Raw genomic sequence first — 24,599 nt, forward strand, 5'->3', positions numbered from 1 at the left:
CCTAAGGCGCATCTACACCAACTTTTTGAGTATTTTCGAAACAATAAAGCGAGAAAATTTGCTATTGAACGAAGGTTAAACTAACACTCATTCATTACGGAGAATGAAGAGAACAATAATAAGAGGCGATATGAATCATTTAATATCTGTAGGTGCACTGGAGTCCTTCTTGGTCGCGATCAGTGTGCTTTTCCTGGGGCATTTTATTAATGCTAAGCTACCGATTTTAAAGAAATTCAACATACCTGAGCCGATTGTAGGTGGTCTTATTGTGGCCTGCATGATTACTGCTCTTCATTTCAACGGCATCGACTTAGAGTTCGACTTGCCATTACAAAATACGTTTATGTTAATGTTTTTTGCGACAGTTGGTTTGGCCGCAAATTACACTCAGTTGATGAAAGGAGGTGCGAAGGTTTTTATCTTCTTAGCTGTCGCATCGTTTTACATCATCATACAAAACGGCGTTGGCGTTTCACTTGCGGCGGCGCTCGGTTTAGATCCTTTGATGGGGTTAATTGCTGGCTCGATTACTCTGTCAGGTGGTCATGGTACAGGTGCTGCGTGGTCACAAACCTTTCAAGACGTGTATGGATTGGATAACGTCTTAGAAATTGCAATGGCATCAGCGACTTTTGGTTTGATCATCGGCGGTATCATTGGTAGCCCTGTAGCGCAGCGTCTGGTGGAAAAGAACAGCATAGAGTCTGAGTATGGTCGTGGTGGTCGAGATGCCAAAACTCACGAGAAATTCCCGGAGTTGGTGACTTACAATGAATACGAAGAAGATAAAGTAACGGCGAAAAAAGTGGTGGAGAAACTCTTCTTCCTACTGATCTGTGTTACTGGGGCCAAGTATGTCGAGCAATGGGTAAGCACGTATGAAATCTCATGGCTGATGATTCCAGACTTCGTATATGCGCTATTCATTGGTGTGATCATTACGAATTTCTTGGAAGTGACCAAGATTCGTAAGTTAGATGCCGAAACGGTCGATATGTTAGGTACGGTATCGCTATCTCTGTTCTTAGCGATGGCTCTGATGAGCTTGAAGTTATGGAATATCTTCGATCTAGCGATTCCATTCTTGGTTATTTTAGCTGTGCAGTCTGTCGTCTTAGCAATCTTTACGTACTATGTTACGTTCAAAGTGATGGGAAGCAACTACGATGCTGCGGTTATTGCAGGGGGGCACTGCGGTTTTGGCTTGGGTGCAACCCCAACAGCCGTAATGAACATGGGTTCAATCGTTAACCGATTTGGCCCGTCGCCACAAGCATTTATGGTGGTGCCAATTGTGGGCGCTTTCTTTATCGACATCGTCAACTTAATTATCTTGCAAGGCTACATTTCATTCCTTGGTTAAAGTTAAGTGGATGAGCTCCTAGAGGCGAAATAAAAACGGTCACAACACTGGTTGTGACCGTTTTTTTATGACTTGGTTTGGTCGTTTATTGAACGAAGAATTATTGGATAGTTCGGCTGAACTTGAGGCTAGCTGTCCAACCAAGAATACCAATGAAGGCGTAAATGCCAACGTTTAACCAACCCGCTTGAGGAATGGCATTGAATGGGTTTGGTGTAATAATGGCGTGCAGCGGAAGGTAAAGCACTTCGGAGAAAAACTGATCTAGCCCGTAGAAACCAAAAAGTGCGATAGGCATCCAACGCAGCGCATAAATGGCGATAAACAAAATGACCAGTGGTGAGTTCACTTTTTGTGAAATAGCCATCGCAGTTAATGCCAGCGGTAACAGCAGAATACCGGCGAAAAACATTCTGATTAAAAACTCTCCCCAATGCAGCAGCACGTAACCTAACGAGGCTTGGCGGTACAATAAAGCCAATTGGTGATCAGTAGAGATGTTCAGCAACCACAACATTAAATTTGCAGCGAGTACGAGCACCGAGCAGACGAGCGGAATCACCAATAAGCCAAATCCTAGCTTCACTAAATGGGTTTTTATGTCACTGACAGGCATACTGCGCCAAAACATAATGCTGCCTTCCGCCCGTTCTTTGCGTAGCGTTCTTGGGAAGTACTGAACGGCTAACAAGATAGACAGCAGCCCTGCTCCTCCGGTAATCAACATATTGACATCATCGCCAAGCTCTTTGTGAATGTCACTGACATCGCCACCAAAGCTCATTTGGAAAAACATATTGTGTTGTAGAGTGTCGTTACTCATTAAACTCACAAAGAGAATAACTCCACACGCCAACACAAACAGTGGAATACGTAAAACAAGAGGGTTTTCTAACCACTCTTTTTGCAACATCGCGACAACTGAACGCATTACGCTGCCTCCTTCTGCAATGCTAAAAATAGATCCGCTAACTTCACCCCATGGATGGAGCCCATTGTTTCTGCTTGTTGGGCATACTGGGCTTTGAGTAACCATTTCGTTGAACCGAGGCCTTTTTGTGACGAGAGTGGGTTCATCGCTTCAATTTGTGTGCGGTGCTCGTCGTTGGCTTCAAGAATGAAATAGTCTTCACTGATACTGTCCATCGAGGTTTGCAGAACGGGGCGACCATGCTTAAGAATCAGAACATCTGTCAGCAAGTGCTCAATCTCTGATACTTCATGACTGGCGATGATCAACACGCGATCGCCGTCGTGAAACCATTCCAATAAGTGACGATAAAACGTCTCGCGATACACGAGATCTAACCCGAGTGTCGGTTCATCCAATATGAGGATTTGGGTGTTGGTTGCGATCACAATCGCGAGGTGTAATTGCACCTTCATCCCTTTGGATAAAGATTTGATACGCGCACGAGGTTTGATGTCCGTTTGACGAAGTAGCGTATCTGCTTGGGCGCGATTGAACCCTGGATGCACGCCCTCGGTATAGTTAAGCAGTTGAGCAACGGTCATCCAATCTGGCAGAACGTTGACATCCGAGATGTAGGATAAGCTCTGCATTATCTTGTCGCGTTGCATAATGGGTTCAAATCCGTTGATACGAATAGTGCCCTGATATTCATGTGCACCGAGTAGGGCATTAATAAGCGTTGATTTACCTGCGCCATTATGGCCGAGTAAGCCAAGTACTTGTCCTGCATGTAGGTCGAAACTCACTTCATGCAGTGCTTCTCCTTGTTGCTGATAGTGCTTGGAGACGTTGTTTACACTGACTAATGCGCTCATTGGTCACCTTTCAAGTGTGGTTTTAGTTGTAGAATGAATTCGTCGAGTGACATATCCAGACGCTGTATTGTGTCGGCTATCTGAGGAATTTGTTGCTGAAGAAAACGTGCCTTCTCGTCTGCGAGTAATTTGAGCTTTGCTCCTGAAGCGACAAACATACCTTGACCGCGTTTTTTCTCCACTAGCCCGTCATCAACAAGCAATTGATAGCCTTTCATAACGGTGAGGTGGTTAATTTTCATATCTGCAGAGATGCTACGGACGGAGGGCAGAGCATCGCCTTCTTGCCAGACACCTTGCAGTATTTGCTGCGTGATCTGGTCTGCCAACTGTCGAAATATCGGTTGGCGATCATGCCAATTAGTCATGAGTGAATCTCTTGGTTGAGATGGTGTTATATATATGTATAACACCTAGTACATTAGAGAGAAAGTAATAATTTAAAACCTAGTGTATCCGCCTGTCTCATTCGCTCTAAATATCCACCTATGTGGTCGTTGTTTTGAGGTTTTGTTTTATATGGAAATTAATTGCTTCTCATAAGTTGAGAAGTGTTGTTTTTCTCTTCCCATCAATACACTTATCGCCTGTTCTAAATGAATATTCTCACTGAATGATAATTAGCATAATTTTAGGTCTGCCTATTTCTTACTTGATGAGAATTGATGGTCAAAGAGGCCTAGAAAACAAAAGTTTCGAGAGGCAATCTGACTGGCTTAGGCACCTATCTCACGTTGAGCGCGTGCTCAATGAATGAGAAAGAGTAGAGTAAAGAGGTCTCATGAATCAGGTAATATCTATCGGCCCACAGGAGTCGTTCCTCGTCGCAATTTGCGTGTTGTTTTTAGGGCAGTTCATCAATACCAAGTTACCAACCTTAAAAAAATTTAATATTCCAGAGCCAATTGTTGGTGGTCTAGTGGTCGCTTGCGTAATCACGACGATGCACTTAAACGGTGTGGATGTATCCTTTGATTTACCACTGCAAAACGTTTTTATGCTGATGTTTTTTGCAACCGTTGGCTTAGCGGCAAATTACACCCAACTGATTAAAGGCGGTGCGAAGGTTTTCATCTTCCTAGTTGTGGCATCGGTCTACATTCTTATCCAAAATGCGGTCGGCGTGTCCTTAGCAACAGCGTTGGGGTTAGATCCACTCATGGGGTTGATCGCCGGATCCATTACGCTTTCTGGCGGGCATGGAACTGGAGCTGCGTGGTCGCAAACTTTTCAAGAAATGTATGGTTTGCATAATGTTCTAGAGGTGGCAATGGCTTCTGCTACATTTGGCTTGGTGATGGGCGGGATTATTGGCAGCCCTGTTGCGCAAAAGCTACTAAACAAACACTGCTTGGAATCGGAATACGGACGCACCAATCAAAGTCATCAGAGTTTCCCTGAACTGGTGACGTACAACGAACATGAGGAAGATCGTGTCACAGCGAAAAGAGTCGTTGAAAGCTTGTCTATCATTCTACTTTGCGTGACGGGCGCGAAGTATCTGGAGAGTTGGGTAAGCAGTTTTGACATCAAGTGGTTAATGATTCCCGATTTTGTTTATGCGCTGTTTATTGGTGTTGTTATCACTAACATCATGGAAGTGACGAAGGCGCGCAAGGTTGATTTAGAAACCGTTGATATTCTTGGCACGGTTGCACTATCTCTATTTCTTGCCATGGCCTTGATGAGTTTGAAATTGTGGAATATTTTCGATCTTGCGATCCCATTCCTTATTATTCTTGCTATTCAGTCGGCTGTGTTGGCGATGTTCACTTACTACGTAACATTCCGCATGGTGGGAGGCAACTACGATGCGGCGGTGATCGCTAGCGGACACTGCGGTTTTGGGTTAGGTGCTACACCGACTGCAGTCATGAATATGGGCTCCATCGTGAGTCGATATGGTCCATCACCACAAGCATTTATGGTGGTTCCAATTGTCGGTGCATTCTTCATCGACATTGTGAATTTAGTGATTTTGCAAGGATGCATCGCTTTTATTCGATAACATTCGCTTTTTTACCGAAATAACAAAGCCAGCACCTATACGCTGGCTTTGCTATTTGTAACACGAAATCTTGTTTGCCTGACTTCAAGCCGTGAAATCAATGCGTTACTATGACGACATAGTGTTCAATTTTGCAGCAGCATGAGGTACCCACATGTCTGAAAAAATATCGACGTCGGCATTAGCGAAAATGCGCAAGGTAGAAGCTAAGCTGCTGTTTGCCGATCTCAAACGTGCAGGCTACATCGTTCGCCAAGATGAAAAGTGGATTTTGACCGAAGAAGGGGCAAAGTTTGGCGGTGAGTATGTGGATCACCCTAAATTTGGCCAGTTCATCGTCTGGCCGACCAACTTACATATTGAGCTGACTCCCAGCTCAGGGAAAACATTGAGCGCGACACAACTGGGTGAAAAGCTGAAATTGAATGCGAAGCGCATGAACCAGCTTTTGAGTGAACTAGGTTGGTTGACCAAATCCGAAGAGGGATGGAGTGTCACAGAAGCTGGTGTGCGCGCTGGTGGGCAGCAAAGAACCGATAAAGAAACACAAAATACCTTTGTCGTATGGCACGATGTGGTGCTGCGTAACAAGCGTCTTAAGCAGTCTGTCATTGAGTTTTTAGGGCAAGACGCGGAGTCACATTCTACGGATAAATCGTACTCAAGCTTTCGCCAAAAATTTGAAGCCAAGCACCGAACATTAGATGGGCATTACGTGCGCTCTAAGGGGGAGTTGCTCATCGACAACTGGCTGTACTTGGCTGGTGTTGTGCACGCTTATGAGCGTCAGTTGCCGATTGACCAAGATGTCACTAGCGATTTTTACTTGCCAGGTGGCAAAGTCTATTTGCAATTTTGGGGAAGTGACGATGGGGAGATGGCTCAGGCCGACCGTGAGACCATTCGTACTGTTTATGAGCAGCATCATTTCAATCTTATCGAAGTCGAACCGAGTGAACTAGACAAGTTGGATGAAGTGCTTCCTAAGCGTCTTCGTCAGTTTGGTATTAAAGCTTATTGACGACTTAAGCCCGCTGTTCAGATAAGAAAAAACCCGTGTTCAACACGGGTTTTGTATTTTTAGTGTGTTTCTAGGCTGCCATCCTATGGGTTAAAAGCCTTTGATGTTTTCTGCTTCTAGCTCAGAGAAGTACTTCACTGTCTTCACTTTCAGTTCTTGTTGAGCTGGTTCGTCGCATACGATCACCGCTTTAGGGTGAAGTTGAAGAGCAGAAACTGTCCATAGGTGGTTTACACAACCTTCCACGGCTGCTTCAAGTGCCTGAGCTTTGTTATGGCCAGTGACCAAGATCATCACTTCTTCTGAGTCTAGAAGCGTACCAACACCGATAGTCAGCGCGTATTTAGGCACTTGGTTGATATCGCCGTCAAAGAAGCGAGAGTTCGCAATGCGAGTGTCTTCAGTGAGGGTCTTGATGCGAGTACGAGAAGAAAGAGATGACGCTGGCTCGTTGAACGCGATGTGACCGTCGTTACCCACGCCGCCCATGAACAGGTTGATCTTGCCGTAAGACTTAATTTTGTCTTCGTAACGCTTACATTCTGCGTCGTGATCGTCTGTGTTACCGTTCAGTAGGTTGATATTTTCTTCTTGAATATCAATGTGATTAAAGAAGTTGTTGTACATGAATGAGCGGTAAGATTCTGGGTGATCCGCAGGGATGCCAATGTACTCATCCATGTTAAAAGTCACGACGTTTTTGAAGCTGACTTCGCCGGCTTGGTAAAGCTCGATTAGGGCTTTGTAGGTTGCTAGAGGAGTGCCACCAGTTGGTAGACCCAGAACGAATGGACGCTCAGCAGTAGGTTTAAAGTCGTTGATACGCTTAGCGATATGCGCAGCTGCCCACTTACCTACTTGTGCTGCTCGAGTTAACGGGATAAGTCTCATTTTGTGCCCCTAGTTATTGGAATTGACGATGTACTGAAACATTAATTCGCATTATAAAATAAGTGATGGCGAACTGCTATTGTTTTAGGTCAAAATTTTGCTTTTTCTTTAACCAATGTTGGTTTTGTCGACGATTTTTATATCTAAATGCTTTTATAAGACGATTTTTTACAAAGAAATTGCATTATGAAACTGACGAATCAATAGATAAAATTTATGATCTAAATTAAGTTCTGCCTTCGCACTTAACCTTGTTTTTTAACAACCTACAGAGTGCGAAATCGCACACGAACTTCAAATATTATGGGTTAGATATGGCATGGCGCTCATTCTTTAACCATAATTGAAATGTGTAAACCAGTGAGGAATTCGGTATGAAAAATGAGTTAGATCCGAGCAAAGTACTACAGGCTTACGAATGTGTGATGAACAACGGTACGCCAACCGAATTTGGTAAAATGTATGAAGGTGTAGAAGCGTTTTCTGACTACGATGGGTACAACGTTTTCTTGAGAGGGAATGGTGTTGAGCTAAAAATTGGCTTCCACAACACCTATCACTTGGAATATGACCAAGAGCATTTGAAAGAGAGCTTTCTGAAAAAGATTGCGACGCTCGCCAAGTAAACGGTCATCACCCAAATATTAAAAAAGCCCTTGGGAGAATGCCCCCTTGGGCTTTAGGAGAAGAAATGAGCTTGTCTTGCTCGCTCAGTAAAGTCAAACGAGCTTTCGCCTACTGCTAGAAAAAGGCGAGAACTAGGTTATTGGTTATTAATCGTCTTCAACCAAACTCTCTTCAATGTATTCTTCTGTGGCGTCAGGCTTGTTACGACCATTTAGCGTATGGAAGCGCTTGCGACCACGAGCAAGTTGGGTGTACTTTAGCCACGTACGCTCAAGTTTTGTTTTTGCTTTGCCCGGGTTTTCTAACACCTTGATGAAGTGTTTCTCTTCGCTGTTTTCAGGTGTTAATTCGCCTGACTCTAAGCCAAGCATTGTATCCCCATAAATTGTTAGGATTTCCTCTTCTGAAAGAGTAAAATCGCCAGACTTTGCAAAGCCGCGTGGGAATTTTACGTTATCGTAAAAACGTTTTTTGCCATGACGGAATTCAGTGTCAGACATGTCAACAGCCTCTGTAACCGTTATTGATGAATGTAGTGAACTTACGGCGAAAATTAGGCTTAAATCTAACAAAAGAAAAACAAAACTTTTTTGTCGTCATGATTTTAATTAGTTGTTAATCTGGTTTTATATTAACCAGGAGATGGTTTATGGATGTAAAAGTCTTTCGAACATTTTTAGAGCTGGCAAGAGTTCGTCACTTCGGACGTGCTGCTGAGAACCTTTATATTACCCAAGCCGCTGTGAGCGCACGTATCAAACAATTGGAAAGTTACTTCGATACGCAATTGTTTATTCGTGATCGAAATAACATAAAGTTGACCTCTGCAGGTGAGCGCTTAATCAGCTATGCCGAGGTAATGGTCACTACATTGCAACAAGCGAAGCTAGAATTATCGCTTGAAGATGGCAAAGCGCTGCAACTAACGTTAGGTGGTACGCCAAACATTTGGGACGCTTATTTACAGAACTGTTTAAGTGTCGTCACAGATTCGTTTGGTGGTTATGGCTTCATGGCAGAAGTGATGGGACGTGAGATGCTCAGTCGTAGCTTGCTAGAGCGCACGTTAGATATGGCATTTGCGTTCGATCAGATCAAAGCTGATGAGCTTAACTGTAAAAAAGTGGCAGATGTTGTTCTCGTTCTGGTATCAACTGAGAAAGATTCTTTAGACACCGTTTTCGAAAACAAATATGTGTACGTTGACTGGGGGACGCGTTTCTCCTCGGAGCATTCTGAGCGTCACCCTAAGATTCCGGCTCCATACTTACGCACTTCAACAGCGCGTATCGCATTGGACTTTATTTTAGAGAAGGGTGGAGCCGCGTACTTACCAATCTCTCTCGTGGAGCCATTTATCGCTAATGGGCAGCTTCACAAGGTGTCTGGGGTAGAAGATTGGTGTCGCCCTATCTATTTGAGCTATCGTAAAGCTAGCTCGTCTGTAGACGCGATTAAGCAAGTGGAAGAAATTGTCAAAGAGATCGATCCACTGACCGCTTACAGTTTTCAGCAAATTGGTTCTGGCACTTCCGACGAATAGCGTTGAATGAAAAGTCAGAAAAACGAAAAAGCCGCCTTGAGAAATCAAGGCGGCTTTGTTTTTATCTCGATGAATCGATAGTTATGGTAAGTCAAACAACAGGGCTGTTGTGCTTTCGTTTGATGTATTGCGCAAAACAACCTTACTCTGGTGTTCAACCTTCGCGCCGTCGCCAGCCGTCAAAGTGGTATTGTCGACACTAAGGCTCCCAGTCACTTGATGGATGAATAGATTTCGGCCCGACTCAATCTCAAAGTTTAGTTCGCTACTTGGCTCAAGAATTAACTGATGCAAAGTCGCATCTTGCTTAATAAGTAGCGTGCCGTTTTCTCCAGTTGGAGTTGCGATAGTCGTTAACCCAGGATTGCGACCAAAATCTTTTTGCTGATAACCTGGTTTGGTTCCAAATGTGTTCGGTTGAATCCAAATCTGTAGAAACCGCAGCGTATCTTGGTTCGATGCATTGTACTCACTGTGGTAAATCCCTTTCCCTGCCGACATGAGTTGGAATTCACCTGCAGGTAGTGTTTTGACGTTACCTTCACTGTCTTTGTGTGCGATAACACCTTCCAACACATAGCTGATGATCTCCATATCACGGTGACCATGTGTATCAAAACCCGCGCCAGGCTTGACTACATCGTCATTAATGACTCTCAGCTCAGAAAAGCCCATATGTTGAGGATCGTAGTAGCTACCAAAAGAAAACGTATGTTTGCTATCAAGCCAGCCAAAGTTTGCTCGACCTCGGTCTGCTGCATGTCTTACCGTAATCATAAGGCCTCCTTAAGAGAGCTTTTTGTTTAAAAAGTTATCTAACGCTGCTTTACCTGCGCCAGAGAACGCCAGAGAAACGCTCGCTGCCAGTAATGCCAAGCCAAACTCGTAACCGTTGTTTGCCATGAACAGGCCATTCTCAAAGTGGACAGAGAATATCGCTACCACCATCGTGAACGCCAAAGCAACCGCTGCTGGTCGAGTTAGCAGACCAAGTAAAATGAACAAGCCGCCAAAGAACTCTGCGCTGCCCGCAAGTAACGCCATGAGTACGCCAGGACCTAAACCGATAGATGCCATCCACTGACCTGTGCCTTCTAGGCCGTAGCCACCAAACCAGCCAAATAGTTTTTGTGCGCCGTGCGCCATAAAGATAATGCCGATTGGAACGCGAAGTGATAGTGCGCTGTAACCTGCGTTTGATGTGGTAATTTTCTGTAATAGTGCTTTCATGATTCTGTCCTCTGACTCTTTTCAATGAGTGGGAAGCGTGTGCTCCCGTGCTGTTGAGAACAGTTTAGGTAGAGGCGAACATAAAAATAACGGGAGGATTTTGATAAACTCATTCTAAAAAATTGAATAAGTGGTTTTTATGATTTTAAATCAATATTTTGTAAAGTTTTTTTGGGTTTATATTTGCCTATTATGTTCTTTTTAAAATCAAGGTCTGTCATTATTTTCGATAAACATTTTTGCTGTTAAACAAAAAAAGAGCACATGTACTGTGCTCTATTGCTTTCGCTTTTAACAAGGGAGAAAGGTGTGTTAAAGAAAACCGTCAGAGGTTCATTAAGCTCTCTAATGACTCCTCTACATTGTTGTAGTGATAAGTTCGAATATTACGTCCATCCGTCGCATTAATCTGAATTTCTGAGATCTCGTTATCTGAGTCTCGTTCGATAATTCCAATAGAATGATCTACGGATTTACTGGTAATAACCTTTTGGTTTCTTAATACAATTACGCAAGTATGTAAGTCCATGCCAATTCCCTTTAGCCGACGTTGTTGTGATGTTCTGGATCTAACTTTAGTGTACAAAAGCGCTAATGCCAATAAATCTCAATATTGAGTTCCGAAAATGGCTAATTGTGGGCGCTTAAGCAAGCTACAATAACACTATATTGAACGATGCCTATGAACAATAAATGACAAAAGGCATGAGCAAGGAAAGCACTATGTTTATTCACCCCCATACTTCACTGACCTTCGAGCAGTGTCACAAGGCGCGAGTCGCGCGAGACAGTCGTTTTGATGGGCGATTCTATGTGGCGGTAAAAACAACGGGAATCTTTTGTCGTCCGATTTGCCCGGCAAATTTGCCTAAAGAAGAAAATGTTGAGTATTTCGCTGATAAGACGCAAGCCCTTCAAGCAGGGTACCGTCCGTGTTTACGCTGTCGACCTGATAGCGCGCCTGGATCTTGGGCATGGAAAGGTGTCGAGACGACCTTTCAACGAGCGATTTCGTTAATTGATAGAGGGGAGTTGCATCAGCATTCGGTGTCTGAGTTGGCTGAGCGTGTTGGGATTTCTGACCGTTACTTACGTATGTTGTTTGAGCAGTATCTAGGTATGTCACCCAAGCAGTATGCGCAATATCAGCAACTAATGTTCGCCAAACAGTTGCTTCACTCCAGCTCTATGTCGGTCACCGACGTGGGGTTTGCGTCCGGTTTTAACAGTACGCGCCGCTTTAACGATGCTTTTCAAAAGTTTCTCAAACTAACGCCTTCTCAAGTACGCCGTAAAGAGTTTGATGGTGCGGGTTGCAATCGAATTGCCTTACCTTATCGAGGTGAGTTGAATTGGTCGCACATGTTGGACTTCTATCGTTTGCGAGCGGTTGAGGGGGTTGAGCTAGTGAGTGATGAGAGTTATCAGCGCAACGTTTTTTTGGATAACAGCAAAGCCTGGTTTAAAGCGACAAAAGGTGAAGGATACTTAGAACTGGCGTTTGAAATTGAAGACGTAACGAAGCTGCAAAACTTGGTGTCTGACATTCGTCGTATGTTCGATCTTGACGCTGATATTTGTACTGTTGAGCAGCATTTGGAGTATGTCGCGCCTGGGCTCGTGTCGAGTAAAGGTATTCGTATTCCTGGTGTATGGAATGCATGGGAAGCAGGGGTTAGAGCTATTTTAGGCCAGCAAGTGTCGGTTAAAGCTGCGATTGGTCAACTTAACTTATTGGTGGCCACACTTAGTGGTGAGTCAGAAAAACGTTTTTTCCCGACTCCCAGTGATATTGCGAACGCCGACGTGAGCTTTTTGCGCATGCCGCAAAGCCGTAAAGAGACGCTAGTGCGCTTCGCCCAGTTTATGCAGGACAACTCAGAAGCTGACCCCCAGCAGTGGCTAGCTTTGAAAGGCATTGGACCTTGGACCGTCAGTTATGCTCAACTGCGAGGGCAATCTCAACCCGATTGCTTTCTAGATAAAGACTTAGTGGTGAAAAAGGCGATGCAGCGTTACCCATCACTGAATACGCACACTGCGGCCCCTTGGGGAAGCTACGCGACGTTTCACTTATGGAATCAATCATGAAAACATTTTATACCGAAATGCCGAGTCCACTAGGAACGGTGACTATCCAATCGAACGCTGAGGGCTTACTTGGCATTTGGTTTGAAACATGCACCACTAAGCCGAGTGAGCTGGGGGTGCGAGACGAGCAGCATCCGGTCTTGCGCCAAGCTGTCACCCAACTGGATGAATACTTTGCTGGTCTGCGCAACGAATTCGACTTGCCCCTTGCTGCGACAGGCACTGATTTTCAAAATCAAGTTTGGCAGGCACTAACGACCATTCCATATGGGGAAACGTGGAGCTATCAAGATCTCGCGAATGCGATAGGTAACCCTAAAGCTGTGCGTGCTGTTGGGTTAGCAAACGGGAAGAATCCGATTTCTATCGTGGTACCTTGTCATCGCGTTATTGGCAAAAGCGGAAAACTGACTGGGTATGCAGGTGGAGTGGAGCGCAAGCAACGTTTGCTCGCGCTGGAGCAAGGTACACCGCTTTAAGTGAGGCGATTCTCGTATTGGGATTAAGCGTGCTACACAGGGGTAACGATAGTGTAGAGTTTCATAATCGTTATATGAATAGAAGAAGGACAATAAGGACATGCCTTTCAAAACGGATTTTGATGCCTTCATGAGAGAGTGTTGGCAGCATCACGAGGAAAATCCCGAACAAGTTTATGCTAAGCTAGAAACGGCTCTGAGCGAGGTGGAAGACGTTACCCAAATCGAGCGAATATTCGCATTGATGCTGCATACCGCTATTGGGCATCTCCAGTGCCCAGAACAGTTTCTTACTTGTTTAGAGCACTTTGATGAACGCAAGGTTGCCGAGAGTTTGGCATTTCAACGCAGTATTGCCGTTGCGCGCTATTTCGTAGATGGCACTGACAATATGGAATTATTGGAAGAGCAAGAACAACGCCGAGTTTACGCTTTGATTTCGAATGAACTTTCTGCACTTGTTCAGCTTGAACTGGCGAGTCAATGGTTGGTGAAGGCAGCGTTAGGAATGACGCCGAACGATGCAGAAGGGCCATTAGCGCGCGCTATCGCGATCACTGCGAACAACTTAGCATGTCAGTACGAAGCGCTGGCTGAGCGCACGTGCATGGAAACATCGAAGATGTTAGAAGCAGCAACACTCGCGCTAGACTATTGGAAAGTGGCAGGGGGTTGGATGCAAGAAGAGCGCGCAGAGTATCGCTTAGCTATGAGCTTGCTTAAAGCGGATAAACCGCAAGAAGCCAAAGTGCATGCTGAGCGCTGTGAAGATATTTGTCAGCAACATGGTAGCGACGCGCTTGAGCTGTTCCACGCACATGACTTGCTGATGCAAGTACACTTCCATCTTAGCCAGAAATATAAAGCTAAATTGGATGAGGAGATGCAGCAGCACTGCAAAACGAGCTCGTTGACGTGATCTTAGCGTAGAATGAAAAAAGCCCCGAGCGACTGGCTGGGGGCTTTAGGGTTGTTGACTATGCAGCGATGATTATGCTGCTTGCGCCTTTGCTTGGTATCGTCCTGGTTTATGGTTCATCGCCAAAATCAAGTTTGTTGCGATGGCACCTAGAACAGATAGAGCGATAAGGTGCACATCTACAATGAACAGTGACATCACCACGATGGCACAATCTAACGCCATTTGAACTTTACCCGCTCGAACTCCAAAACGTTCCTGAAGGTACAACGCTAGAATGTTAAAGCCACCCAAACTCATTTTGTGACGGAAAATTACCAACATACCGATTCCAATCAGCCCACCACCCAAAAGTGCCGCATAGAAAGGTTCGATTCGTGAAATCTCAATCACATGATGCAGATGATCGACCGCAAAAGAGACAATCGAAACCGCAATAAAGGTATTGATAGTGAAGCGCCAACCCATGCGCATCACAGATAAAATATAAAAAGGGAGGTTAAGAGCGAAAAATATCTGACCAAAACTGAAGTCACTCACTTTGGTTAGGAAGATCGCCAAACCAGCCGTACCGCCAGTGAGCAATCCTACTTTGCTAAAAAATATCACCCCAAGTGACACCAACGCACTGCCGAGCGTCAGAGCCAAGAGGTTCTCTCTTAGGCTATGATCTTTGTCCATAAATTAATTTCCTTGGTTTAAAAACCGCGCCGGAGATAACACGTCTCACGGACGCGATAGACAGTCGCCAAAATAGCAACTAACAAATCGGCCAATAAAATGTCGCGAAAAGTGATGGATGTCGAGTTTTTGGACGAGATTATGATGATATTAACCTGTTTAACATAATGTACACAGATAGAAAAACAACAAGGAAAAGTTATGATTAAGAAAGTTGGCAACACCCAAATCAACACATTACATCGACTGAGTTGTCACTGTGGAAAAGTTGAGTTGGAACTGGCGTTACCCAATGGTATTGAGAAACCGAGACGGTGTGACTGTTCTATGTGTCGACGTCGTGGCGCGATTGTCGCGTCTGTACCTTTGAACGGTATTCGTATTGTGCAAGGCGAAGACGTCTTGAAGCAGTATCAATTTAATACACACACTGCGAAGCACTTTTTCTGTGGCGAGTGCGGAATTTATACGCACCATCAGCGTCGTTCTGACCCGAGTGAGTATGGCTATAATGTCGGCTGCTTAGAGGGCGTCAACCCATATGAGTTGGGAGCGATTGAAGTGATGGATGGCGTTAACCATCCATCCGACCGCTAGGTTGTGTTGCAAGTTAAGCACCTGATTGTCGGTGCTTTTAAGTAAATAAACCGCTATTCATCCACAAGTGTACCGCAATACTGGCGGCATAACCCAAGGCGATGACGGGAGCCCACTTTAGGTGGCCAAAGAAGGTGTATTGTCCACGCGCGGCTCCCATTAAAGCGACGCCTGCCGCGGAGCCAATGGAAAGCAAACTGCCCCCGACACCTGCGGTTAATGTGACCAGTAGCCAGTTGCCCATCGACATGCTTGGTTCCATGGTCAGTACAGCAAACATAACCGGAATGTTATCGACGATTGCAGATAGGACACCAACCATTACGTTTGCCCAGACAGGGTTCCATTGCGTGTACATGACGTTTGAAACCAGTTCGAGGTAGCCAAGTAAACTTAAACCGCCAACACACATTACAACACCGTAGAAGAACAACAAGGTGTCCCATTCGGCTCGAGACACACGATGAAACACATCAAACGGAACCACTGAGCCTAAGCGCTTCAATGCCTGATCATCGCCATTGGCAATTGCCATAGCTGCTTTTTTTGCGAGTGAGTGTTTGAGAGTTTGGCGCAAAAAATATCCGAAAAACTGTAAGTACGCCAAGCCCATCATCATGCCCATAACGGGTGGGAAGTGCAGCACAGCATGGAAAGAGACTGCGGTGGCAATCGTCAGAATGAATAATGCGACAATACGCCTTGCCCCGCGTTTTAGCTCAACGTGTTGGTGAATCGTATTCGGTTTTGTGTTTGGAACAAACAGTGACATCAAAAACGCGGGAACCAAGTAGTTCACCAATGACGGTACAAACAACGGAATGAACTCAGCAAAGCTGACATGACCGGCTTGCCACACCATCAGGGTTGTAATATCCCCAAATGGGCTGAATGCACCGCCAGCGTTGGCTGCGATAACAATGTTGATACAAGCAAGATTGACGAACTTAGGATTATCACCAGAGACTTTCATCACTACAGCGCACATCAAAAGGGCCGTAGTTAAGTTATCGGCAATCGGTGAAATGACAAAAGCGAGAAACCCCGTCAGCCAGAACAACTTTTTGAATCCAAAACCTTTACCAACCATCCACGCCTGTAAGGCATCGAAGAGTTTGCGTTCTTCCATTGCGTTGATGTAAGTCATCGCCACGAGCAAAAACAGCAGCAACTCGGCATATTCCAACAAGTTGTGTTCTAGTGCGGATTTGGCGATTTCAGGCTGGTTGTGTTGAGCAAAGGTGTAGCCAATCAGAATCCAAATTAATCCTGCAGCGAGCAGCACTGGCTTGGATTTTCTCATTTTCAGATACTCTTCCAACATAACCAGTATGTAAGCGATCGAAAAGATAATCAGAGCCGCGTAACCGACACCAGAATTAACAAGGTTCAGTTCATTGGTTGATGCAGCAAAGGTGGCGCTAGAGAACAACAAACAGCAGAAAGCCACAATTGGATAGATTGGCATAGACATTTCTCCTTTGTCTGGTTGGAGAAATATTAGCCACAAATGAATGAGTTAGTTGTGAGAGAGCTCGAATTAACAGTAGGAGTTAGGAAATGATAGTGTGCGCCACTATTTTCTGAGTGACGCAATGCTTGCTGCGCCGAATAAAACCGCAGCGGCATATAAACCGTAAGTTAACCAGTGACTAATCTCTAAAAAAGGAACGAGTCCTTGACCTGCCCACATACAGCCTCCGTTTAATGAGCAATGTTGTAATAGTCGAGTCAATTTAAAGGAAATGAACAATGTTTTTTGTGAGTGAAAGCAAATTCTGAAGGATTAGAAAGTCAAAAATTGGTCAGTGAGAGAGAAATCTCATTTTTAACTGGCTAGCTCTAATCCTTTTGAGTTAAAGCTAGCTATATCTAGAGCTGAATGCATTTAGCGTAGGAGCCATTTTTTCAACGGTGAAGCGTCGATTGCTTTCACAAGCAGTATGGTTGCAACAATCGTTGCAGGATAAATAAACACATCTTTCGCGAGGTGTTGCAGCCCGATAAATCCAGCGACATTCATCATGACAATTATGATAAGCAGATGGCTAACATATATCCCTAACACGCTAGGAGATAGTTTGAAGATCCAAGGCATGTCGCCAAAATGAGGGTGAGCCAAAAACCACATAAAGACACCTACAGCCCAGATAACGGTACCGAATAGGAAGTCGTGCGAGTTGAAAGCGATGTCATGTTGCATCAGCCAGTAAGCTTCACCAAAATGCAGTGCCATGCCAAGAATAATGCATCGAACCGTATTGTTTCGCGACCACCGCCACTGCGCTTCTCGTGCGAAATAACCCAGAACAACTAGCAACGTGCTGAAAAAAGGCCCATTACGAGTAAAGAAAGGCGCTGGCAGGTCGGTAATGGTCGCGTAACTGCCAGCAAAGACCCCGTATATGTATAGCAATACTGCAGTTGGCAGTATCATTTGCGCCATATTGATATGCACGAGAAAGGCAATTAACGCTACGGCAATGACCAGAGCCGGAATAAACCACAGATGAACGAGTCCGCCTTCGATGAGTGAATTGATCGGGGTTGACATTAAGTACCCCCAATAACCTTGCCTTTCGGCGAGATACCCTGCCTCAGCGACCGTCTGCCATTGGAATGGCATCAGTAAACTGATCATGCTCCAAATGAGCCAAACCTTCATTAACGGTTTGGCGTAGTTCTTCAGAGTATCGATAGGTGAATGACTCAACTTCGGCTGGATTAGATAACCCGAGATGAGAAAGGACAGCGGAACAGCAAAACGAGCCAGTTGGTTGAGCATATAGCCAACCCATGGTATCCCATTCCACTGCCAGTACGTCAGTGCCATCTGGCAATGCAAACCCACAATCGCAAGCATCGCAATGATACGTGCAAACTCTAAGCTGGCTATTTTTTGTTTCTTTGCCATTACATTGTTTACCTAAATAAAAAACTTAGGTGAAAATAGCAGGTTGTTACTGAAGTAATACGTGAAAAAGTCAACAGACTTGCGCTTACATTGAAGCTGTTTTGAAAATTAAGACTTACTTCAAACTTCTTAATTATTAACCTATTAACGCAATCAATACCTGATTCGTGAGTCGAAAATAGCACTGAATAATGGTTAGACCAGTTAACTCGAGATTGCAAAAAAGAACGATCGTGCTAAAAATAAGACTATGCAAAAAGGAAAAGTGACAAAAGAGTTTATTCTGCAGCGGGCTTTTGAGATCGCCAGCGAAGACGGATTGGAAAGTCTTACGATTGGAGAGTTAGCCAAGCAATGCGGTATGTCGAAAAGTGGTCTGTTTGCCCACTTTAATTCGAAGTTGAATTTACAGCTATCGGTGCTTGATCACGCCAATAAAGTGTTCGCTGATCGGGTTATTGAGCCTGCTCGAGAACTCGGGGATGGCAATATCGAGCGTAAAATTCGAGGGTTGCTCGACTCTTGGATGACTTGGAATCACGCATTCCAAGGAAGTTGTATGTTTCTTGACGCTTGGAATGATACGGCAGATAAAGATTGCCCGCTTCAGGCCGGACTGCGTAAATCCATAGACACTTGGCTGAGTTATTTGGAGATCCAAATAGCGAAAGGCAAAGAGAAGCAAGAATTTGCAGCAGACTTAGATACACGCCAAGCAACGTTTGATTTGTACGGTCTCTATTTGAGTGCGCATGTTTTTTACTCAATTAAAGGTGAGCAAGAAAGCTTGCGTCTGTTTTGGCAAGGGATCGACAACTTATTTTCTCGCTGGAAAGGCTAATATCGGTTATTCGCTTCCCAGATTCGTAGACATAAAATCACAAAGAGCGGCTGAGTTCGCTCTTTCTTATCAGTATAAAAAGCACGACCGTTCTATTTTGTGCAAAGCTGATAGTTAAGGACATGATTATGAGTGAAAAAATTTACTTTAATACATCGCAACGTTTCAGTATTAAGCGCAGTTTGGTGAACATTAGTACTCGGTTACACCATACACTGGCCCCGTCACATGCAAAGAAGACCGCGCGCAAGCTTCTCCTGACACCTGCTCGTACGCAACCTAAAAATATTGAACCTCAAGGGCTTATCAAAGGTGAAATTAAAGGGCATGCAGGCATCATCAAAACCTATACTTTGGGCTCTGGACCTATTTGGGTGCTAACTCATGGTTGGTCTGGAACGGCAAGTCAGTTTTATCCACTGATGGAACATATTGCGTCGAAAGGGTTTACTGCTTTGGCGTACGATCATCCGGCACATGGTGAGAGTGAGGGGCAGTATGGGCACATTCCGGGGTTTGTCAGAGGATTAGAAGATGTGTTGGATACTGTCGAGGATATTGTTGGTCTAGTTGGGCACAGCATGGGCACCGCTTCTGCTCTTGAGTGTAGGCACAGTAAGTTAGAAAACAAGCCTTTGCTGCTTATTGCTCCGGTATTAAATTACGTAGAGAACTTATTCGGTAGCATTGCACGTTCCGGTTACTCGATGAAGCTTTTTAATGCTGTGGTTTCAGAAGTTGAAGACCAATTTGGTTATCCGTTACAGTCCATTGATCCGATGAAGCGGTTGTCTGAGCGTCCGTCTCACACCATTATTATTCATGATGAGCAAGACAAGTTCACCAAATACAGTGTCTCGGCAAAAGCGGCTGAAGAGATTAAAAACGTTGAGTTAGTGACAACACAAGGTCAGGGGCATGGTCGAGTGATGAAGTGTGAGCAAGTCTTCAGTAGTTTTGACCGTTTGCTCGATAGTGCTTGGTAACCCTTACTTTTACTGATTGACTCGCTCCGTTTTGCGCTAATTCGATTTGAAAGTAACACCTCAGATTTTTTCGTCTCTGGTGTTGCTCTCTTCGTTAAGAGGTTAAATCCAAAAAGGACAGCCGAAGCTGTCCTTTGTTTATTTAGCAGAACGTCTGCAAGGCTGAAATTAGTTACAGTTAGCTACGCCAACTTCTTTCCAAACGCCCCATTCGCCAGATTGGCTAGGATCGTCACCCTGAGTCCACCATTTCGCTTCCCACGTTTTACCTGCGTGAGTCACTTGGTTACCACCTGTGTACACTGCGCTCGCATTCCATGCGTTGTCACAAGTACCAGGGTTCGGATCGGTTGCGTGCTGTGCAACAACCACTGTCGCGCTTGCCGATGAAGACGCTTTACCGTCGCTCACACTTACAGTGAAGCTTAAGCTTGTGTCTTGCGGGTATTCCGCAGCAGTGAACGTGACTTTAGAGCCTTCAACCGTTGCATTCAGACCTTGAGGTAGAGTCCAGTTGAATGTCAGGGTATCGTTGTCTGCATCGCTAGACGCAGATGCATCTACAACCACAACGTCACCAGCGTTTGCTGTTGCTGGAGCAACAACTTGTGCTACTGGTGCGCTGTTCACTGGGTCAACAACACCTGCTGGTTTCACTGTTACTACAACGAGGTCAGATGCCGTTGCACCCTCGTTATCAGTCACCGTCAGCTTGAAAGTTAATTGCTCTTCAACAGTAACTTCTGCTGCATCAAAGCTTGCTTTCGCTGTGTTTGCACCTGTTAGTACCACTGCTGTGCCAGATACTTGTTCCCAAGCGTAGCTTGCGATGGTGCCGTCAGAGTCTTTTGACAGGCTGCCATCTAGAACCACATTTGCAGGACCTGTTACCGATTGATCTGCGCCAGCGGCTGCGGTTGGTTTACGGTTTGGTTGAGGAACCACACCACCAGCCATACCTTCGTGCATCGCGTTTAGAATGTCACCGTTATCCGCGTCAATTTCCCAAGAGAATAGACCAGCAAGACCAAGAGACTTCGCGTAGCTACCTTTTGCTAGCACTGAACGGTGGTCATCAAATGTGATCAACTCGCCCGTAGTACGGTTCCATACCCATGGTGCTTCTGCTTGTGCATCGTAGCCGTACTCGAAGCCGTTAATACCAGTGTTGTTTGCACCTAGCATGAATGACTTAATGCCTTTGTAGTCAATTACGCCATCTTCCCAAACACCTTGCGCTGTGCTGCCCTTCAGTTTACCTGTAGCAGTACCTGTCATTGGGTCGTTTGGATCGGTTAGCGTATCTGGAGTTACGCCTTCCCAGCCACGACCGTACATTGCTGTACCAAGTACTAGCTTGTTCGCAGGAACGCCTTGAGCAAGAAGAAGTTGGATGCCGTTATCTGCTGTGTAAGCAGGACCTTTGTACGGTTCGCCGTTTTCATCAACGCCACTACCGTCACACTGACCAGGACGCATGAATGAACCACAGTAAAGCGCAGTCTGGTGACCAGGAACGTTGTTCCAACCGCCGTAGAAGTCGTAAGTCATTGCGAAGATGTAATCCATGTACTGAACCGCATCTGCGTAGTCTACGTCTTCAATCTTGTCGTAACCGACACCGATAGCGGACGTTAGCTCGTAAGTACGGCCTGTCTCAGCTTCTAATTCATCAAGCATTACGCGCAGTTCACGCATCAGTGCGATGTATGCTGGGCCATCGTTTACAGGGTCGCCCTTATCGGCTGCTGCACCGCCGCCGCCAGGGAATTCCCAGTCGATATCAACACCGTCGTAGAATTTCCAAGTTTTCAGGAACTTCTTAACTGATGCGACGAATGTGTCACGGTTTTTCTTGTCCACGAAATCGAAGAATGGGTCAGACAGTGTCCAACCACCGATCGATGGGATGATTTTTAGATCAGGGTTACGTTGTTTCAATGCCATTAGCATTGCGTAGTTACCCTTGATAGGCGTGCTGTATTCATGACCAGCTTGTGGGAAGCTCTTCTGATAAGCAGCCCAAGGGTCATGGATAACGACTTCATAATCAGGCACACCTGTACAAGCAGTTTGTAGCGCGTTGAAACTGTTGCCGCCAACAGACTTCACAGACTCATTTGGGCCACAAATTGGGATAAAACCGTAAAGGATGTGAGTCAAGTTGTCGACCGGCATATTATCGACTGTGTAGTCACGGCCATAGATGCCCCATTCAACAAAATACGTACCCATCACGACGCTTGGATCGGTATTGTAGGTTTTGTTGTTTGGATCAACATTCATCGTTAGTGGCTTCAGGTGAGAACCATCGGTATCTGCAATCGTGATTTCAGCTGGTGCGCTTTTCGCACAACCTGTCGCATCACATGCTTCGATTTCCATTTGGTATAAGCCACCTTGACCGTATTCAAACGAAGCTGTCGTTTGGCTACCAGTGATAGGGCCGCTTGCTACTTTTACACCATCAAAATAGACGTTGTAAGTGTCACCAGGTGTGCCACTCCACTGGTTAAATTTAACAGTGATCTTCGCTTGCTCATGGTATTTCACCATGTCGTAGTAGCCTGACGTGGTTTCCATCGCGAGTTCAATTTTAGAAAACTGAAGGTTGTTGGAACCGTACATATCGATACTTGGTGCGGTTGGAGCCGCAACTGCAGCACCTGATAGCGCTAAAGCAACTCCAGCTGCACATAGGTTAAATCGAATCATAACTTCTCTCTCAATCCTTGGATTCATGTTCTACCTAGAACATAGGCTGCTCTTGCACCAGATAAGATGATTGGATTTACTCCACGTGCAAAAGCATCACACTCAGCATTTCAGAGAGTTTTTTTTCGTCAAAAAAAATTAAGACGGTTTTCGAGGCACTTGAGAGAACTTAACTAAAACTCGCACTCTGTTACACAGAAAGTGTCAGACTGAGTCAATAATTTATAAAATCTCAGCAGAAACTAAAATTATTGTTTACTCAGTAACGAGTTGGTTAAATGCGATGAAGGCCTTATTTTGTTGTTTATTAAGGTTTTGTTTCATTGATATAGAAAGAGAATTGAAAGGAAAAATAGCCGTGAAGACATACTAGTCACGGCTGAAGTGTTCACTCAACGCGGCGCGACGTTTAGAGGCTGCACCGGTTTCTGAGCCCTGAACGGTATGCTCAAATCCTTTACGAATGAATCGCTGATCTGGAATAAGAGGCTCAATACGGCGTATTTGAGGTGAAAGATGAGAGCCCGAGATCTGATACGCTGTCTTTCCTAATCCGGTATTCAACGTGATGACCTTGCCATCGAATTCAAATTCCGTCGTAATAAGTCGATGGTTTCGGTATACCCCATCTTCAGTGAAAACGAGACGTTCTGTTTGGTAGGGTGGCGCGCCAATCTCAATCCATTCGCCGTACACCTTTTCCGGATCAATGTGGTCTTGATAGGAGAGGTGGATTTGATAGCCAAAAAACGTCAACAGACCCATCCCGAAGCAGACAAATGTACTCTTGAGGATTTTGGATTGGTGGCGAGCCAAAAATGAAAGTTTTGGTTCTTGTCGTGCTTTTCGCCTTCGGCGAGTCGAGTCCGTCATAGATCTAATTTTCTCCACTTTTTTAACATGGTGGAAACCTTCCTTTTTAAAAACAAACAATCCCGCCATTGAGACGACGAAACTATGATCTAATGTCCACTTTTACATTCAGATACACATCTTATTGATGGTTTTGTTGTTTGCTCACATTCATTACTTCGCAGGTTTTCTTGCTCGGTTTAGGTCGCCTGATTAATCCTCGCGAAAAAAGGTTCTCGCTCAGTAGCAAAGGATGTGCGTTATTACGTTGAGTTTAATGGCTTTCAAAGCTTGAGTAACGGAAAGAAACAAGGTAAAAAAGAGCAGACTTTTGATAAGGAAACCAATAATGAATATTAAGGAAAATAGCTATTTTGCTGGTAGTGTAAAATCACTAGGCTTTAACCAGAAAGATCAGGATGTTAGCGTTGGTGTGATGCTTCCTGGTGAGTACACGTTTGGTACTCAAGCACCAGAGCGTATGACGGTTGTAAAAGGTGCGCTTGTGGTCAAGCGTGTTGGCGAGAACGATTGGACGACTTATCAAAGTGGTGAGTTTTTTGAAGTGGAAGGTAATTCTTCATTTGAGCTTCAAGTGAAAGAAGCGACTGCGTATTTATGTGAGTACTTCTAGCGTTCATTTGTTGCTCGTCATAAAACCACCTTCGGGTGGTTTTTTCGTCTATGTGCTTCACTTATAACGCATCTTTTTGGTTATTTGGGTATATACTTAATAAAAATGTACCCATCGACCAGGGAGGAAGTGATGGCAGTACAACGCAAGCATTCTGATCTCCCTCCTCGTTACGAGGACAAAGATCTCACCAATGAGCAAAGACAGCGCTTTACCGAAGTTGCCAATGCCGCTCATAAGAGACGTGAATTTTATCGACGTGCTCTAGGAAAGAGCTTAATGGGCAAAATGAAGGGCCGTGCGTTTAAAGATCACCCCACTCGTCAGCAAGACAAGCCGAACAGAACGTTGCAAGTAGTGTGGTTAATCGTATTCCTCGTTGTGGGGCTTTGGGTGATGCATGTGTTCGCTTAGTC

The 24,599-nt window shown here is 44.9% G+C and carries 26 protein-coding genes; 13 read left to right on the plus strand and 13 right to left on the minus strand.

Annotated features, from left to right (window positions below):
* Positions 1-130: 130 nt before the first annotated feature.
* Positions 131-1,366 (plus strand): sodium/glutamate symporter, encoded by a 1,236-nt coding sequence (gene gltS / locus R7E42_RS10325; RefSeq protein WP_005374448.1) that lies wholly within the window; start codon positions 131-133, stop codon positions 1,364-1,366.
* 100 nt (positions 1,367-1,466) lie between these two features.
* On the opposite strand, the gene R7E42_RS10330 is transcribed toward gltS (R7E42_RS10325), so the two are convergent.
* Genes R7E42_RS10330 through R7E42_RS10340 form a run of 3 tightly spaced genes read right to left on the minus strand, consistent with a single transcriptional unit; the run spans position 1,467 to position 3,522 of the window.
* Positions 1,467-2,297 (minus strand): membrane protein, encoded by an 831-nt coding sequence (locus tag R7E42_RS10330; RefSeq protein WP_017821047.1) that lies wholly within the window; start codon positions 2,295-2,297, stop codon positions 1,467-1,469.
* Positions 2,297-3,154, minus strand: a complete 858-nt coding sequence (locus R7E42_RS10335) for an ABC transporter ATP-binding protein (protein ID WP_017821046.1) — start codon at positions 3,152-3,154, stop codon at positions 2,297-2,299. Before R7E42_RS10335 ends, R7E42_RS10330 begins: the two co-directional genes overlap by 1 nt.
* Entirely contained in the window at positions 3,151-3,522 is a 372-nt protein-coding gene (locus R7E42_RS10340) for a GntR family transcriptional regulator (protein WP_005383223.1), read from the minus strand. Before R7E42_RS10340 ends, R7E42_RS10335 begins: the two co-directional genes overlap by 4 nt.
* A 413-nt stretch (positions 3,523-3,935) precedes the next feature.
* Here R7E42_RS10340 and gltS (R7E42_RS10345) point away from each other — a divergent pair, with 413 nt between their 5' ends.
* Positions 3,936-5,162, plus strand: coding sequence for a sodium/glutamate symporter (gene gltS / locus R7E42_RS10345; protein WP_274342593.1), 1,227 nt, complete (start codon positions 3,936-3,938; stop codon positions 5,160-5,162).
* 154 nt (positions 5,163-5,316) lie between these two features.
* Complete coding sequence (locus R7E42_RS10350; RefSeq protein WP_005374442.1) at positions 5,317-6,183, plus strand: hypothetical protein; 867 nt, start codon at positions 5,317-5,319, stop codon at positions 6,181-6,183.
* A 90-nt stretch (positions 6,184-6,273) separates the two neighbouring features.
* Here R7E42_RS10350 and nagB read toward each other — a convergent pair whose 3' ends face one another.
* Positions 6,274-7,074 carry a glucosamine-6-phosphate deaminase gene (gene nagB, locus R7E42_RS10355; RefSeq protein ID WP_005374441.1) on the minus strand — a complete coding sequence of 267 codons (801 nt, stop codon included), beginning with the start codon at positions 7,072-7,074 and terminating at the stop codon, positions 6,274-6,276.
* Positions 7,075-7,448: 374 nt separating this feature from the next.
* Between nagB and R7E42_RS10360 the strand changes: the two genes are divergently transcribed.
* Positions 7,449-7,700 carry a DUF3081 domain-containing protein gene (locus tag R7E42_RS10360; RefSeq protein ID WP_005374440.1) on the plus strand — a complete coding sequence of 84 codons (252 nt, stop codon included), beginning with the start codon at positions 7,449-7,451 and terminating at the stop codon, positions 7,698-7,700.
* 147 nt (positions 7,701-7,847) lie between these two features.
* Here the strand turns inward: R7E42_RS10360 and R7E42_RS10365 are convergent, their stop codons facing one another.
* Positions 7,848-8,201 (minus strand): DUF413 domain-containing protein, encoded by a 354-nt coding sequence (locus R7E42_RS10365; RefSeq protein ID WP_005374439.1) that lies wholly within the window; start codon positions 8,199-8,201, stop codon positions 7,848-7,850.
* A 149-nt stretch (positions 8,202-8,350) separates the two neighbouring features.
* Between R7E42_RS10365 and R7E42_RS10370 the strand changes: the two genes are divergently transcribed.
* Positions 8,351-9,244: a LysR family transcriptional regulator gene (locus tag R7E42_RS10370; RefSeq protein ID WP_005374436.1), complete on the plus strand. Its 894-nt coding sequence runs from the start codon at positions 8,351-8,353 to the stop codon at positions 9,242-9,244.
* Between the two features lie 81 nt (positions 9,245-9,325).
* Here the strand turns inward: R7E42_RS10370 and R7E42_RS10375 are convergent, their stop codons facing one another.
* From R7E42_RS10375 to R7E42_RS10385, 3 genes are all read right to left on the minus strand, one after another.
* A complete protein-coding gene (locus R7E42_RS10375; protein ID WP_017821043.1) occupies positions 9,326-10,021 on the minus strand; it encodes a pirin family protein in 696 nt (231 codons plus the stop codon).
* A gap of 9 nt (positions 10,022-10,030) precedes the next feature.
* Positions 10,031-10,474 carry a DoxX family protein gene (locus R7E42_RS10380; protein WP_005374434.1) on the minus strand — a complete coding sequence of 148 codons (444 nt, stop codon included), beginning with the start codon at positions 10,472-10,474 and terminating at the stop codon, positions 10,031-10,033.
* Between the two features lie 325 nt (positions 10,475-10,799).
* Complete coding sequence (locus R7E42_RS10385) at positions 10,800-11,003, minus strand: hypothetical protein (protein ID WP_017633816.1); 204 nt, start codon at positions 11,001-11,003, stop codon at positions 10,800-10,802.
* Positions 11,004-11,197: 194 nt separating this feature from the next.
* Between R7E42_RS10385 and R7E42_RS10390 the strand changes: the two genes are divergently transcribed.
* From R7E42_RS10390 to R7E42_RS10400, 3 genes are all read left to right on the plus strand, one after another.
* On the plus strand, positions 11,198-12,565 hold the full coding sequence (locus R7E42_RS10390) for an AlkA N-terminal domain-containing protein (RefSeq protein WP_213962268.1): 1,368 nt from the start codon (positions 11,198-11,200) through the stop codon (positions 12,563-12,565).
* Complete coding sequence (locus tag R7E42_RS10395; RefSeq protein WP_005374431.1) at positions 12,562-13,044, plus strand: methylated-DNA--[protein]-cysteine S-methyltransferase; 483 nt, start codon at positions 12,562-12,564, stop codon at positions 13,042-13,044. Before R7E42_RS10390 ends, R7E42_RS10395 begins: the two co-directional genes overlap by 4 nt.
* Before the next feature lie 100 nt (positions 13,045-13,144).
* Positions 13,145-13,963 carry a hypothetical protein gene (locus tag R7E42_RS10400; RefSeq protein ID WP_238844228.1) on the plus strand — a complete coding sequence of 273 codons (819 nt, stop codon included), beginning with the start codon at positions 13,145-13,147 and terminating at the stop codon, positions 13,961-13,963.
* 72 nt (positions 13,964-14,035) lie between these two features.
* On the opposite strand, the gene R7E42_RS10405 is transcribed toward R7E42_RS10400, so the two are convergent.
* On the minus strand, positions 14,036-14,644 hold the full coding sequence (locus R7E42_RS10405; RefSeq protein ID WP_005374427.1) for a YitT family protein: 609 nt from the start codon (positions 14,642-14,644) through the stop codon (positions 14,036-14,038).
* A gap of 201 nt (positions 14,645-14,845) precedes the next feature.
* On the opposite strand from R7E42_RS10405, the gene R7E42_RS10410 reads away from it, so the two are divergent.
* Positions 14,846-15,241: a GFA family protein gene (locus R7E42_RS10410; RefSeq protein WP_017821038.1), complete on the plus strand. Its 396-nt coding sequence runs from the start codon at positions 14,846-14,848 to the stop codon at positions 15,239-15,241.
* 37 nt (positions 15,242-15,278) lie between these two features.
* Here R7E42_RS10410 and nhaD read toward each other — a convergent pair whose 3' ends face one another.
* Together nhaD and R7E42_RS10420 are read right to left on the minus strand one after the other, a co-directional pair.
* Positions 15,279-16,709 carry a sodium:proton antiporter NhaD gene (gene nhaD / locus R7E42_RS10415; RefSeq protein WP_005374422.1) on the minus strand — a complete coding sequence of 477 codons (1,431 nt, stop codon included), beginning with the start codon at positions 16,707-16,709 and terminating at the stop codon, positions 15,279-15,281.
* Between the two features lie 420 nt (positions 16,710-17,129).
* Positions 17,130-18,155, minus strand: coding sequence for an acyltransferase (locus R7E42_RS10420; RefSeq protein WP_318072633.1), 1,026 nt, complete (start codon positions 18,153-18,155; stop codon positions 17,130-17,132).
* A 250-nt stretch (positions 18,156-18,405) separates the two neighbouring features.
* Here R7E42_RS10420 and R7E42_RS10425 point away from each other — a divergent pair, with 250 nt between their 5' ends.
* Positions 18,406-18,996, plus strand: coding sequence for a TetR/AcrR family transcriptional regulator (locus R7E42_RS10425; protein WP_005374416.1), 591 nt, complete (start codon positions 18,406-18,408; stop codon positions 18,994-18,996).
* A 128-nt stretch (positions 18,997-19,124) separates the two neighbouring features.
* Positions 19,125-19,982 (plus strand): alpha/beta hydrolase, encoded by an 858-nt coding sequence (locus R7E42_RS10430; protein WP_017633823.1) that lies wholly within the window; start codon positions 19,125-19,127, stop codon positions 19,980-19,982.
* 168 nt (positions 19,983-20,150) lie between these two features.
* Here the strand turns inward: R7E42_RS10430 and R7E42_RS10435 are convergent, their stop codons facing one another.
* Positions 20,151-22,697, minus strand: a complete 2,547-nt coding sequence (locus R7E42_RS10435) for a glycosyl hydrolase family 18 protein (protein WP_137282908.1) — start codon at positions 22,695-22,697, stop codon at positions 20,151-20,153.
* A 369-nt stretch (positions 22,698-23,066) separates the two neighbouring features.
* On the minus strand, positions 23,067-23,570 hold the full coding sequence (locus R7E42_RS10440; RefSeq protein ID WP_005374408.1) for a DUF2850 domain-containing protein: 504 nt from the start codon (positions 23,568-23,570) through the stop codon (positions 23,067-23,069).
* 328 nt (positions 23,571-23,898) lie between these two features.
* On the opposite strand from R7E42_RS10440, the gene R7E42_RS10445 reads away from it, so the two are divergent.
* Positions 23,899-24,183, plus strand: coding sequence for a pyrimidine/purine nucleoside phosphorylase (locus R7E42_RS10445; protein ID WP_137282907.1), 285 nt, complete (start codon positions 23,899-23,901; stop codon positions 24,181-24,183).
* Between the two features lie 132 nt (positions 24,184-24,315).
* Positions 24,316-24,597, plus strand: coding sequence for a hypothetical protein (locus tag R7E42_RS10450; protein WP_005374405.1), 282 nt, complete (start codon positions 24,316-24,318; stop codon positions 24,595-24,597).
* Positions 24,598-24,599: the final 2 nt, after the last annotated feature.

This window comes from Vibrio sp. Vb1337, from assembly GCF_033338715.1.
Taxonomy (GTDB): domain Bacteria; phylum Pseudomonadota; class Gammaproteobacteria; order Enterobacterales; family Vibrionaceae; genus Vibrio; species Vibrio alginolyticus.